This is a genomic window from Streptomyces sp. NPDC050548 (assembly GCF_044457385.1).
Taxonomy (GTDB): domain Bacteria; phylum Actinomycetota; class Actinomycetes; order Streptomycetales; family Streptomycetaceae; genus Streptomyces.
In genome coordinates this window covers 217,465-230,892 of sequence record NZ_JBITGV010000014.1, presented here as the reverse complement: position 1 = coordinate 230,892, position 13,428 = coordinate 217,465, and the positions used below count along the sequence as shown (strand labels likewise).

Genomic DNA, 13,428 nt, shown 5'->3' with positions numbered 1-13,428 from the left:
ACGCCTCGGGCGGTCACCACTCCGTCCGGGGCAGCGGCAGCCGTACGGTGAGTGTCGTGCCCTCCCCCGGTGGGCTGTCGACGCGCAGTTTGCCGCCGATCGCCTCCACCCGGTCGACGAGTCCGATGAGCCCGGAGCCGTGCCCGGGGTCGGCGCCGCCCACTCCGTCGTCGGCGATCGTCACCTCCAGGACGCCGTCCCCGGCCCGCGCCGTCACCTGCACGAAGCTCGCGCGCGCGTGCTTGGCGGCGTTGGTGAAGGACTCGGAGGTCACGTAGTAGACGGCGACCTCCGTCTGTTCCGGGAGGCGGCCCGGGGGCAGTCGCAGGTCGAGTTCCACCGGGACGGCGGAGCGGCGGGCGAGCGCGCGCAGGGCGGGGCCCAGGCCGCCCTTGGAGAGGATCGCGGGGTGGATGCCGCGCGCGACCTGCAGCAGGTCGGTGAAGGCGTCGTCCAGGCCCTTGGCGATGTGGTCCAGTTGCTCGGCGAGTTCCTCCGGCTGTTCGTCCAGCATCGACTGGGCCGTTCTGAGGTCGAGTTGGAGCGAGACGATCCGCTGCTGGACTCCGTCGTGCAGATCGCGTTCGATACGGCGCCTGGAGGCGTCCCCGGCGGCCACCACGCGCGCGCGTGACGCCGTGAGCTGGTCGCGGCTGTCGGCGTTGGCGAGGGCGGTGGCGACGAGTTCGGTGAAGTCGGCGAGGCGGGACTCGGTGCCCGGGGGCAGCGGTTCGGGTCCGGCGGCGGTCGCGACGACGGCACCCCACAGCCGGTCGTCCACGACGATCGGGGCGCCCACCGAGCGGCCCACGCGCGCGGGGCGTGCGGTGCGGGCCACCTCCGCAGCCGCCGCGGTCGCGGCCGGACCGGCCTCCGCGTCGGGTCCGTGGGCGGAACCGAGGACGGTGGCCGTGCCGTCGGCGCCGTAGCGCAGGACGGCTGCCGAGCCGCTGCTCAGGACCTTGCCGACCTGGTCGGCGACTTCGGAGAACACCTCGTGCGGCGGCACCCCGCGGGCAACGAGGGTGGCGACCCGGCGCAGCGCGGTCTGTTCGCGGGCGGCGCGGCGGCTCTCGGTGACATCGCGCGCGGCGGCGTAGATCAGGCCCTCTCTGGTGACCGGGCGGGCGCTCCACTGGAGCCAGCGTTCGGTGCCGTCGTCCCGGAGGAAGCGGTTCTCGAACTCGCCCAGTTCGACGCCGCTCGCCAGCCGATCGAGGGCGGCACGCGTGTGTGCCCGGTCCTCCGGGTGCACGAACTCCAGCCACGGTCTGGCGAGCAGGGCTTCGGCGGAGTGGCCGAGGGTCCGCTCGAAGGCGGGATTGACGCGCTTGAAGTAGCCGTCGAGTCCCGCGATGCACAGCAGGTCGAGGGAGAGGTGGAAGATGCTCGCCAGCTCCTGCTCGGCCTTGTCGCGTCGCCCGTGGGCGGCGGCGAAGGACGCCATGGTGCCGTTCATGCCGCCCAGCAGCCGCGCCCAGGCCCCCTCGAAGGCGACGACGTCCGCGCGGTGACCGAGCCGGTTGTCGTCGATCGCCGCGCTCATGGCGTTGATCTCGGCGGCGAGCCGTCCGGTGGTCACCCGCAGTTCGCGGAACGTGTCGGCGACGGCGCCGAGCTCGTCCCGGCCCGCGTACCGGATGTCGTACGACAGGTCTCCCTCGGAGAGGGCCCGGGCGCCCGCGGAGACCTCGCTGAGCGGGCGGGTGATCGACAGTCGCAGGGTCAGTGCGAGGACGGTGACGGCGGCCAGGACGGCCAGCGACACGCTGAGGTCGCGGGTCTCACGCGCGCGTGCGGTGTCCAGGTCGCGTGTGGCGTCACGGCCCAGTTCCGCGGCGGCCTGGTGCTGGACGTTGCGCAGCGCCTCGATGCGCTGGGTGGAGGCGGTCAGCCAACTGTCGTACGTGGGCCAGGTGTTGCGCTGGGCATGCGGGTCGGCGAGGGTCTCGCGGGTCTTGCGGACGACGAGGCCGGGGTGCTGGAGGAGGACGACGTACAGCCTGCCCTTGAGGCCGGCCGGCGCGGTCTGGTCGAAGTCGTCCAGGAGCGCCTTCTCCAGGGCGGACCAGCGGTCCGTGGCGGTGGGGTGCGGGGCGTCGGGGGCGGCGAACAGGACGGCCAGTTCGGTGCGTTCGCGTTCGGCCGCCTCGATGGCGTTCAGGAGCGCGATGTGGGCGTCGGCGGCCTGGCCCGAGGCGCGGGTGGGGCGGCCGGACTCCAGGGTGGCGGCCAGCTCCAGGAGGTCGTGCTCGATCGTGTCGTACTGGTCGGCGAGTTGAGTCGCGGTGAGGGAGCCGGTGCCGGTCTGCAGCCGCAGGACGCTCAGTTGACGGCCGCGGGCGTCGAGCCGGCCCGGCACGTCGGGCGGTCCGGTCCAGCCGGCGGTGTCGAGGAGGGCCGCGCGCAGGGCTCTGTCGGTGGCGTGCTGGGCCCCGGTGCGTTCCTTGAGTGTCGCCGGTCCGGGGCGCAGGCGGGCCTGCACGGCGGCGATGCGTTCCTTGGCGAGCGCGTCGGTCAGCGCGGCGGTCCGGAACGACAGCTCGGTCGCCGTACGGAAGTCCCGCAGGGTCTGTGCGTCGTGCCACTGGGAGACGGCGCCGAACGCGGTGAACGCCATCATGCCGGTCACCGGAAGCAGCACCAGGAGCATCAGCTTGCGCCCGACGCGCAGCCGGGCGAGGAAGGGGATGCGGAGGGCGGCGGCGGGCCGGGGGCGGCGCATGGCGGGATCTCAGCAGCGGCCGGCGGGTGGGGAGTGCGGGTGGTGGTCGGTCACGTGCTCAGCCTGCCCCGAACCAGCCATGATCGTCAGGGTCTTGGAGAGGACGGGTACCGCGACATCGGGCACACGCGCGTGGCGCTCGGGGCGGGCACGCGTGGCGCCCGTTTTCACGACGGGTTCGTCGGATACCCGTCGTGCGCCGCGAGGTCCTTGTCGATCGTCTTGGCGGCCTCGTCCAGAGTGGCCCGGACCGGCGCCCGATCGAAGATGATCTTCGCGAAGGCGCGGGAGAAGGCGTCGCTGATCGCCGGGTAGGCCGGCGTCTGCGGCCTGGGGCGGGCCACGCCGTCCCGGAGTTGCTCGATGAACAGGTGCTCGGGTCCGCCGGGTGCGTACTGCGGAGAGAGCTTGATCGCGCTCTCGGTGGCCGGGATCGCCCCGTTGGCCACCGTCATCCGGTGCACTTGGGCGGGCTGGAGCAGGAAGGACAGGAAGCGCCACACGGCGTCGCCGTCGGCGTTGCCCGCCGGGACCCCCCACTGGAAGGAGCCCATGCCGGTGACGGTGCCCTGGCCGAAATCGGGCAGCGGGACGATCGTGACGTCCCCAGGGAAGGCCTTGTTGAATTCCGGATAGGTCCAGTGGCCGCACCAGGAGATCGCGCTGCGGCCACTGACGAACGCCTTGTCGTCCTTGACCATGTCGATGAGCCCCGCCTTGGCCCAGTTCTGCATGGTGGTGAGCGCCCTCACCGAACCGGGGCCGTTCACATAGCCGTCGGCGGTGCTGTGGTTCCCGGGCTCGACGAGGTCGCCGCCCGCCGACCACACGGCGGGCGCGAAGCCGTAGGTGTTCCACTCCTGGCCCGGCTGCGCGTAGACGAGCCGCAGGTCGAGCGGCGCCCGGTAGCCCTGGGTGCGCAACTTGCGGAGGATGCCGGTCAGTTCGGTGGCCGTCCAGGCGTCCTTGGGGCCGGTCGGGATACGTATTCCGGCCTTCTTCAGGACGGACGTGCGCACATACAGGCCCATGCCCGAGTCGAAGGTGCCGACGCCCCACAGCCTGCCCGCGTAGGTGCCCTGTTGACGGATCGTCGGCAACAGGTCGGCGCGGACGCTCGCGGGCACGCAAGAGTCGATCGGCCGGAGTTTGCCCGACCAGGCGTAGCTGTAGAGGTTGGGCCCGTCGAAGTCGAGGAGGTCGGGCAGGTCCCCGCTGGCGGCTGCGGAGAGCACCAGGTCGTTGTAGACGCGGTTCTCCGGGAGGGTGACCAGCTCGACCCGCACCTGTTTCTGCCGCTTGTTGAACTCCTTCACCTGGCTCTGCAGCGTGGTGAGTTCGCCGCTCGGGCCCGCGTGGAACCACACGGTGATGTGCGCGGTGCCGTCGATCTTCCCGTCGCAGGTGGTGTCCTTCGGGGACGCGCTCACGCCTTTGGCGTCGCTGCCGCCGCCGTCGCACGCGGCCAGCAGCAAGGTCGCGCACAGCACCCAGGGGGCCAGGGTGCCCCGTACCCGGCGAATCGCGGGCCACGCGCGCGTGGCGCTCGTACCACTCATGGCACACCCCCACTCGACCAGACGGCTCGGCCTCCCCAGGGCCCCGACATGCTACCGCCCGTCGTATCGCCATCGCCCTGTGTGCACGAGAACCGCCGTTCACGGCACGGGACTTCAGCACTTTCCGGCTAGCTGGAAAGCGCGACCGACCGCTGGTTGGCAAGCTGTGGACATGTCGCTGCGCTGTCTCCTCGTCGATGACAGCGCCCGGTTCCTGGAGGCGGCCCGCGCCCTGCTGGAACGTGGCGGAGTCGAGGTCGTCGGTATTGCCTCGACGGGCGCGGACGCCGTCTCCCGGGCCCGGGAGACGGCCCCCGACGTCGTCCTGGTCGATCTCGACCTCGACGGCGAGAACGGCTTCGACGTCGCGCGCCACCTGGTGGGCGACGTACCGGCGGTGATCCTCATCTCGACCCACTCCCGGGAGGACTTCCAGGAACTGATCGCCGCCAGCCCCGCGCACGGGTTCCTGCACAAGTCGTCCCTGTCCGCGCGGGCGATCAGGGACGTCCTGAGCGACGCCGGGCCGGCCGCACCACCCTGAGCCCACCCACCACGACTCGGCCAGGTCACACAGGAGTGTTGGGCGACAGGTGTTGTCGGGACTTGGTCAACACGCTTCAATGCGGGGGAACTCAGGGCGTGAACGACGGCGTACGGATGTGAAGACCCTTCTCCGATGCCGACGGGGGCCCCGAAGCAACCCGCGTGAACGGCCTGACCAGCCGTTGTGAACATTCACAGAAAGGGCCCCTGCATGCCGCACGCCACACAGCAGGCGGATGTCGCCACCGCGGAACTCGACTCGGCCCTGCGCGGCGGCCCCTTCCACGTCGCACTGCGCGCCGCCATCGCGGCCCGCGGACTGCCACTGCAGCGCGTCCAGCACCATCTGACGCGCTACGGGGTCAAGGTCGGCGTCACCAGCCTGAGTTACTGGCAGCAGGGCGCCCGCCGCCCGCAGCGCCCCGAGTCGCTGCGGGCCGTACGGGCGCTGGAGGAGATCCTCCAGCTCCCGGAGGAGTCCCTGATCCGGCTGCTCGCGGAGGCCGAGGAACGCGCGGTCGCCGCCCGCCCCGCGGCCCGCTCCTACCGCTCCTTCGTCGAGGCCTCGGGCGTCCTGGAACAGCTCCTGGCCGAACTGGAGTCCACGCCCGACAGCGGGCTGCACACCTTCGGGCACCACGAACGGGTGCGCGTCGGCCCGCGCCGCGAGCTGGCGAGCCGTGAGTCGCACCACATCGTGCGCGCCCACCGGGACGGCGTCGACCGCTTCATCGCCGTCCACTACGGCGACCCGGGCTGCACCCCGGAGCACATGACCGTGCACGCCCTGGAGAACTGCCGCACGGGCCGCGTCCGCCGCCACCACGACACCGGCATGCTGGTCGCCGAGTTCCTCTTCGGCACCCGGTTGCGCTCGGGAGATACGTTCCTCTTCCGCTACGGCGTCGAGGACGGCACCGCCGGTGTCTCCCGCGAGTACGTCCGCGACTTCGGTTCCGCGGGCGGCCAGTACGCGCTTCAGGTGAGCTTCGACGAGAGCGCTCTGCCGACGCGCTGCCACCGGTTCACCCAGCACTCGGCGGCGGCCCCGCGCAGTGGTCGTCAGGAGCTGCGCCCGACCGGACACCACTCGGTGCACCTCGTGGAGCCGCGGATGCGGTCGGGGATCGTGGGCATCGGCTGGGACTGGGAGTGAGCCGCCGCGGCCCGGACGCCCCAGGGGTCAGGCGCCCGGTCCCGCGACGATCCTGCCGTTCTCGGCCGTCACCTTCAGCTCCGTCAGCGGCTCGGTGGCCGGGGACTGGAGCACCTTGCCCGTGGTGGCGTCGAACTGGCTGCCGTGGCACGGGCAGATGAGAGTCGTGCCGTCCAGCTTGTTGATGGGGCACTGCGCGTGCGTGCAGATCGTGCTGTACGCCTTGAGGGTGCCGTTCGCGGCCCGGCTGACGACCACGTTCTGATCGCGGTACAGCTTGGCGCTCCCCTTCGCGACCTCGCTCTCCGCGCCGAGGTCCACGGGCGCGGTCGGCGTCGTGGAGGCCCCTGAGCCGCCGCCCGAGCAGGCGGCGAGCCCGAGCCCGGCGACGGGTGCGAGGGCCGCTCCGCGCAGGACGGTACGACGGCTCGGGACGGGGCGGCCGGGCATGCGGGTCTCCAGTTGTTCGGGCTGCGTTCGGGCTGTTCAGAGGTCGTGCAGGCCGACCATACCGGTGGAGTTCCGCCCGCTTTGAGTCGGGTTCACCCCATGAGTGCTCACAGTACGTAAACGTTTGCGCAAGCGTTTACGTCGGGCACCGGATGAGATAGGTTCCCGGCCGGAAGACCTGCCGTGCTGCAGACAGGGGGACTCACGGTGGCCACCATGGTGGACGTCGCACGCAGCGCCGGTGTGTCCGTCGCGACCGTCTCGCACGTCCTGAACGACACGCGCCCGGTGCTGCCCGGCACCCGGCAGGCCGTGCTGAGCGCGATCGAGGAACTGGGCTACACCCCCAACACCCTCGCCCGCTCCCTGGTGACGTCCCGCACCCGCTCCATCGGCCTCGCGGTGGCGGCGATCAGCAACCCGTACTTCACGGAGATCCTCCAGGGCGTCGAGGCCGGCGCCCTGGAGCACGGCTACAGCCTGCTCATCGCCGACCCGCACGACGACCCGGAGCACGAACTCAAGGTCGGCCGACTCCTGCACGAGCGCCGGGTGGACGGCATGATCGTCGCACCGTCGGCAGACCCCGACGCCCTGGTCGCCTACCTCGGGCGGCACGCCGTACCGACGGTGTTCCTGGACCGGGTGGTCGAGACGCCCCCGGACGCCCCGTCCCCCTCCGGCCGGGCGAGCGCCTCCGACCGAGCGGGCGCCTTCGACCAGGTGTGCGCCGAGAACATCGAACCGACGGCGCAGCTGGTCACCCATCTCGCCGGACTCGGCCACCGCCGCATCGGCCTGGTCGCGGGCCTGCCCGGGCTCAGCACCACCGGCGAGCGGATCGCCGGATACCGGCACGGCCTCGCCGCCGCCGGACTCCCTTACGACGAGCGGCTGTTGGCGCACGGCGACTCCGAGTCGGCCGCCGCCGAGCGGGCCACCGCGACCCTGCTCTCCCTCGCCGCCCCGCCGACGGCCCTGGTCACCGCCAACAACGCGATGACCATCGGCGCACTGCGCGCCCTGCGCGAGCGCGGTCTGTCCGTCCCCGGCGACCTGGCGCTGTGCTGCTTCGACGACTTCGCCTGGGCCGACCTGTTCGAGCCCCGGCTCACCGCGATCGCCCAGCCCAGCAAGGAGATCGGCGCCGAGGCCGTACGGCTGCTGCTGGACCGGCTCGCCGCGCCGGACCGGCCCGGCCGGGTGCTGCGGCTCCCCTGCGCGTTCGTCCACCGCACCTCGTGCGGCTGCCCCGACCAGCCCGAGAAGTCCACGAAGGGAAACGTCTCGTGATCGTCGTCGCCGGTGAGGCCCTGATCGATCTGGTACCGCAGGGCCCGGGCGCCCTCGCGGTCCTCAAGCCGGCGCTCGGCGGCGGCCCCTACAACACCGCCGTCGCCCTCGGCCGGCTCGGCTCCGCCACCGCCTTCTGCTCGCGCGTCTCCCAGGACGCCTTCGGCGAGGCCCTGCTCACCGGGCTGCGCCAGGCCGACGTGGACGTCCTGGACGTACAGCGCGGCCCGGAGCCGACCACGCTCGCGGCGGCCACCCTGGACGCGAACGGCTCGGCCACCTACTCCTTCTACGTCGACGGCACCGCCGACCGGCTCTTCGTGATGCCCTACACGCTCCCCGCCGAGACCGAGGCGGTGTCCTTCGGCACCTGCTCGCTCGTCCTGGAGCCGGGCGCGAGCGCCTACGAGGAGCTGATGCGGACCGCCGCCGCACAGGGCGTGTTCACCGCGCTCGACCCGAACATCCGGGCCGGCTTGATCCCCGACGCCGATGCCTACCGGGCGCGCTTCAAGAGCTGGCTGCCGCATGTGTCGCTGCTGAAGCTCTCCGAGGAGGACGCGCTGTGGCTCGGGGGCAATCCCGTCGAGTGGCTGGACGCCGGTCCCTCGGCCGTCGTGATCACCCAGGGCGGCGACGGTCTCACCGCGTTCACCCGGGACGGCAAGGTGTATCCGGTGCCGGGCGAGAAGGTCGACGTCGTGGACACGATCGGGGCCGGCGACACCGTCAACGCGGCGCTGCTGCACGGTCTGTCCGCCCGGAACGCGCTGTCCCCGGACGGGCTGGCCGGCCTCGGCCGCGACGGCTGGACCCGGCTGCTGCGGTACGCGGCGCGGGCGGCGGCGATCACCTGTTCCCGGGCGGGGGCGGAACCGCCGTACGCCTCCGAACTGGGCGATCTGTAGCGGGTGTTGAGCGAGTGCGGCGCCCTACGGGAGTTCCCGTGGGGCGCCGCATCCGTGTAGCCGCTCCGCGATGGTCAGGCCTTGCGGGCCCGCGTCGTCTTCTTCGCGGGCGCGGCCTTCTTGGCGGGCGCGGCGGTCTTCTTCGCGACTGCGGCGGTCTTCTTGGCGGCGACCTTGCGCGGGGCCTTCACAGGGGCTCCGTCGCTGATCCGGTCGGCGTCGAGGATCTCGCGCAGGAACTTGCCGGTGTGGCTGGCTCCTACCGCGGCGACCTGCTCCGGGGTGCCCTCGGCGATGACGAGTCCGCCGCCCGCGCCGCCCTCGGGACCCATGTCGACGACCCAGTCGGCCACCTTGATCACGTCGAGGTTGTGCTCGATGACGATGACCGTGTTGCCCTTGTCGACCAGTCCGCCGAGCACGGTGAGGAGCTTGCTGATGTCCTCGAAGTGCAGGCCGGTGGTGGGCTCGTCCAGGACGTAGACCGTACGGCCGGTGGAGCGCCGCTGCAGCTCGCTGGCGAGCTTGACGCGCTGGGCCTCACCGCCGGACAGGGTGGTCGCGGACTGGCCGAGCCGGACGTAGCCGAGACCGACGTCCTTGAGGGTGTTGAGGTGACGGGCGATACCGGGGACCGCCTCGAAGAACTCCGTGGCCTCCTCGATCGGCATGTTCAGGACGTCGGCGATGGACTTGCCCTTGTAGTGGACGTCCAGCGTCTCCCGGTTGTAGCGGGCGCCGTGGCACACCTCGCACGGGACGTAGACGTCCGGCAGGAAGTTCATCTCGATCTTGATGGTGCCGTCGCCCGCGCAGTTCTCGCAGCGACCGCCCTTGACGTTGAAGGAGAAGCGGCCGGGCAGATAGCCCCGCACCTTCGCCTCGGTCGTCTCCGCGAACAGCTTGCGGACGTGGTCGAAGACTCCGGTGTACGTCGCCGGGTTGGACCGGGGGGTGCGGCCGATGGGCGACTGGTCGACGTGCACGACCTTGTCGACGAGGTCGTCGCCGTCCACGCGCGTGTGCCGTCCCGGTACGTTCCTCGCGCCGTTCAGCTCGCGGGCCAGGTGCGTGTACAGGATGTCGTTGACCAGGGTCGACTTGCCGGAGCCGGAGACGCCGGTGACCGCGGTGAACACGCCCAGGGGGAACGAGACGTCGATGTCCTGGAGGTTGTTCTCCCGGGCGCCGTGCACCGTGAGCCGGCGCGAGGGGTCGAGCGGGCGCCGGATCTCGGGCAGCGGGATGGCCTTCTTGCCGGACAGGTACTGCCCGGTCATCGACTCGTCGTTGGCGAGCAGTTCCTTCAGGGAGCCGCTGTGCACGACCTTGCCGCCGTGCTCGCCCGCGCCGGGGCCGATGTCGACGATCCAGTCGGCGACCTTGATGGTGTCCTCGTCGTGCTCGACGACGATGAGCGTGTTGCCCATGTCGCGGAGCCGGACCAGGGTCTCGATCAGCCGGTGGTTGTCGCGCTGGTGCAGGCCGATGGACGGCTCGTCGAGGACGTACAGGACGCCGACGAGTCCGGAGCCGATCTGGGTGGCCAGGCGGATGCGCTGGGCCTCGCCGCCGGAGAGGGTGCCGGCCGCGCGGTTCAGGGAGAGGTAGTCGAGGCCTACGTCGACCAGGAAGCGCAGCCTCTCGTTGCACTCCTTCAGCACTCGCTCGGCGATCTTCTTGTCGCGGGCGTCGAGTTTCATCCCGCCCAGGAACTCCGCGCAGTCGCTGATGGACATGCCGGAGATCTCGGCGATCGACTTGTCCATGATCGTGACCGCGAGGACGACGGGCTTCAGGCGGGTGCCGTGGCAGGTGGGGCAGGGCACCTCGCGCATATAGCCCTCGAAGCGCTCCCTGCTGGCGTCGCTCTCCGCCTCGCCGTGCCGGCGCTTGACGAAGGGGACGGCGCCTTCGAAGGGCGTCGTGTAGACCCGCTCGCGGCCGTACCGGTTGCGGTACCGCACCTCGATCTGCGTCTTGTGGCCGTAGAGCAGGGCCTTCTTGGCGCGCTGCGGGAGGCCCGCGAAGGGGATGTCGGTGCGGAAGCCCAGCGCGTCCGCGAGGGCGCCGATGAGGCGGCCGAAGTAGTCCTTGGTGTGGCCGTGCGACCACGGGTGGATGGCGCCCTCGTCCAGGGACTTGTCCTCGTCCGGGACGATCAGCTCGGCGTCGACCTCCATGCGGGTGCCGATGCCGGAACACTCGGGGCAGGCGCCGAAGGGCGAGTTGAAGGAGAAGGAGCGGGGCTCCAGCTCCTCGAAGGACAGGTCGTCGTACGGGCAGTACAGGTGCTCCGAGTACATGCGCTCGCGCTCGGGGTCGTCCTCGGGGAGGTCGACGAAGTCGAGCACGACCATGCCGCCGGAGAGCCCGAGGGCGGTCTCCACGGAGTCGGTGAGGCGGCGCTTGGCGGAGTCCTTCACCGTGAGGCGGTCGATGACCACCTCGATGGTGTGCTTCTCCTGCTTCTTCAGGACGGGCGGTTCGGAGAGCTGGATGGTCTCGCCGTCCACACGCGCGCGGCTGTAGCCCTTGGTCTGGAGGTCCGCGAACAGGTCGACGAACTCGCCCTTGCGCTCGCGCACCAGCGGCGACAGGACCTGGAAGCGGCTCCCCTCCGGCAGCGCCAGGACCTTGTCGACGACGGCCTGCGGCGACTGGCGCGTGATCGGCCGGCCGCACTCCGGGCAGTGCGGCTTGCCGATGCGCGCGAAGAGCAGACGCAGATAGTCGTAGACCTCGGTGATGGTGCCGACCGTCGAGCGCGGGTTGCGCGAGGTCGACTTCTGGTCGATGGAGACCGCCGGGGAGAGACCTTCGATGAAGTCGACGTCCGGCTTGTCCATCTGGCCGAGGAACTGGCGGGCGTACGAGGAGAGCGATTCCACGTAGCGCCGCTGGCCCTCGGCGAAGATCGTGTCGAAGGCCAGGGAGGACTTGCCCGACCCGGACAGGCCCGTGAAAACGATGAGCGAGTCACGTGGCAGATCGAGCGAGACATTCTTCAGGTTGTGCTCGCGCGCGCCACGGACGATGAGACGGTCGGCCACGCCGGTCCGCACCTTTCTTGAGAGAAGTGACAGGGGCGGGGCCCCCGTCGTTCTCAGACTAGGGGGAGCCACTGACAACGCCGGTCGGAATCCCGGCCGAGGCATAACAACCTCCGGCCTTCCAGCATGCCCGACGCCGCACCCGACGATATAGCACGCGCATTCGATTTACGGCACTGCTTCACCACCTTCACCCAAAGGTGTGGCGGGACTAGGGTCAGCAGCATGATTGATCACGCTCATGACCTGGCCTCTGTACATGACGCGACCGAACGGCTCCTCACCGCAGCCGCCGCACTGGACAACGCCTCGGCCGCCGAGCCGTCACGGCTCCCCGGCTGGAGCCGCAATCACGTCCTCGCCCACATCGCCCGCAACGCGGACGCCCTCGTGAACGTCCTCGAAGGGCGCCCCATGTACGCGACGGCGAGCGTCCGCGACGCCGACATCGAGCGCGACGCCCCGCGCCCCCTCGACGTCCAGCTCGCCGACGTGCGCGAGAGCGGGGCCCGTTTCCAGGCAGTCGGCGCCGCTCCGGCGGACTGGTCGCGCACCGTGGAACTGCGCAACGGGGTCGTCGACACCGCGTCGCGCGTGCCGTTCCGGCGGTGGGTCGAGGTCGAGCTGCATCACGTGGACATGGGGATCGGGTACGAACTGGAGGACCTGCCCGAGGAGTTCACCCAGCGGGAGATCGACTTCCTCGCCGAGCGGTTCACCGGGCACCCCGAGGTGCCGTCGACACGTCTGACGGACGGCACGCGCGCGTGGAGCACGGGCCGGGCCGCCGAGAAGCCCGAAGTCACGGTCACCGGCAACCCGGCGGATCTTCTCGGCTGGCTCTGCGGCCGCGGCGACGGGTCCGACCTGACGGTCGACGGCGACTCCTTGCCGACGCTTCCTCCGCTATAGGCGCGCGGCCCTGCGGTGGAGCCTCCGATGCACGCGAACGTCCGGTGGACACCGGCCACTTCGGAACGTCCTCCGGAAACGGATTAGGCTGACCGCCATGACGTACAGCGGCGAGGTCACGGTCGGTGGACCGGCGGACGTGCACGAACTCACGGACCTGATGATCACCAAGATCGCGGTCGGGCCCATGAACAACAACGCGTATCTGCTGCGCTGCCGGGCCACGGACGAGCAGTTGCTGATCGACGCGGCCAACGACGCGGAGACCCTGCTCGGCACGATCGGTGACGACGGCATCGCGTCCGTCGTCACCACCCACCAGCACGGCGACCACTGGCAGGCGCTCGCCGAGGTCGTGACGGCCACGCGCCCGCGTACCTACGCGGGCCGCGAGGACGCCGACGGCATCCCGGTGCCGACCGACGTCCTGGTCGACGACGGCGACACGATCCGGGTGGGGCAGGTCGAACTGACCGCGCGTCACCTCGTGGGCCACACCCCGGGCTCAATCGCGCTCGTCTACGACGACCCGCACGGGCATCCCCATGTGTTCACCGGGGACTGCCTGTTCCCGGGCGGCGTGGGCAACACCTGGAAGGACCCCGAGGCGTTCGCCAGCCTGATCCGCGACGTCGAGACGAAGATCTTCGACACGCTCCCGGACGAGACGTGGGTCTACCCGGGGCACGGCAACGACACGACGCTGGGCGCGGAGCGCCCGCATCTGCCGGAGTGGCACGCGCGCGGGTGGTGAACCACCGGGTGTGAAGTGGTTCCCGTGCGCCCCGTGTGAATCCTTCGCACGCGCCGGTGTCGTACGCGCGCT

At 71.1% G+C, this 13,428-nt stretch carries 10 protein-coding genes; 6 read left to right on the top strand and 4 right to left on the bottom strand.

What is annotated here, in order from left to right:
* Positions 1-13: 13 nt before the first annotated feature.
* Positions 14-2,725, bottom strand: a complete 2,712-nt coding sequence (locus ACIBJH_RS33525; protein ID WP_399120661.1) for a nitrate- and nitrite sensing domain-containing protein — start codon at positions 2,723-2,725, stop codon at positions 14-16.
* A gap of 167 nt (positions 2,726-2,892) precedes the next feature.
* Positions 2,893-4,284: an ABC transporter substrate-binding protein gene (locus tag ACIBJH_RS33520; protein ID WP_399120660.1), complete on the bottom strand. Its 1,392-nt coding sequence runs from the start codon at positions 4,282-4,284 to the stop codon at positions 2,893-2,895.
* Positions 4,285-4,456: 172 nt separating this feature from the next.
* Between ACIBJH_RS33520 and ACIBJH_RS33515 the strand changes: the two genes are divergently transcribed.
* Together ACIBJH_RS33515 and ACIBJH_RS33510 are read left to right on the top strand one after the other, a co-directional pair.
* Complete coding sequence (locus tag ACIBJH_RS33515; protein ID WP_399120659.1) at positions 4,457-4,828, top strand: response regulator; 372 nt, start codon at positions 4,457-4,459, stop codon at positions 4,826-4,828.
* 213 nt (positions 4,829-5,041) lie between these two features.
* Positions 5,042-5,986 (top strand): hypothetical protein, encoded by a 945-nt coding sequence (locus ACIBJH_RS33510; protein ID WP_399120658.1) that lies wholly within the window; start codon positions 5,042-5,044, stop codon positions 5,984-5,986.
* 27 nt (positions 5,987-6,013) lie between these two features.
* On the opposite strand, the gene ACIBJH_RS33505 is transcribed toward ACIBJH_RS33510, so the two are convergent.
* Positions 6,014-6,436: a Rieske 2Fe-2S domain-containing protein gene (locus ACIBJH_RS33505; protein ID WP_399120657.1), complete on the bottom strand. Its 423-nt coding sequence runs from the start codon at positions 6,434-6,436 to the stop codon at positions 6,014-6,016.
* A gap of 207 nt (positions 6,437-6,643) precedes the next feature.
* Between ACIBJH_RS33505 and ACIBJH_RS33500 the strand changes: the two genes are divergently transcribed.
* The gene (locus tag ACIBJH_RS33500; protein WP_399120723.1) at positions 6,644-7,729 is read left to right on the top strand and encodes a LacI family DNA-binding transcriptional regulator; all 1,086 of its coding nucleotides are present in this window, start codon (positions 6,644-6,646) and stop codon (positions 7,727-7,729) included.
* Complete coding sequence (locus ACIBJH_RS33495) at positions 7,726-8,637, top strand: carbohydrate kinase (protein ID WP_399120656.1); 912 nt, start codon at positions 7,726-7,728, stop codon at positions 8,635-8,637. Before ACIBJH_RS33500 ends, ACIBJH_RS33495 begins: the two co-directional genes overlap by 4 nt.
* Positions 8,638-8,711: 74 nt before the next feature.
* On the opposite strand, the gene uvrA is transcribed toward ACIBJH_RS33495, so the two are convergent.
* On the bottom strand, positions 8,712-11,690 hold the full coding sequence (uvrA, locus tag ACIBJH_RS33490) for an excinuclease ABC subunit UvrA (RefSeq protein WP_399120655.1): 2,979 nt from the start codon (positions 11,688-11,690) through the stop codon (positions 8,712-8,714).
* Between the two features lie 225 nt (positions 11,691-11,915).
* On the opposite strand from uvrA, the gene ACIBJH_RS33485 reads away from it, so the two are divergent.
* Positions 11,916-12,602, top strand: coding sequence for a maleylpyruvate isomerase family mycothiol-dependent enzyme (locus ACIBJH_RS33485; protein WP_399120653.1), 687 nt, complete (start codon positions 11,916-11,918; stop codon positions 12,600-12,602).
* Between the two features lie 97 nt (positions 12,603-12,699).
* Positions 12,700-13,356: an MBL fold metallo-hydrolase gene (locus ACIBJH_RS33480; RefSeq protein WP_399120652.1), complete on the top strand. Its 657-nt coding sequence runs from the start codon at positions 12,700-12,702 to the stop codon at positions 13,354-13,356.
* Positions 13,357-13,428: the final 72 nt, after the last annotated feature.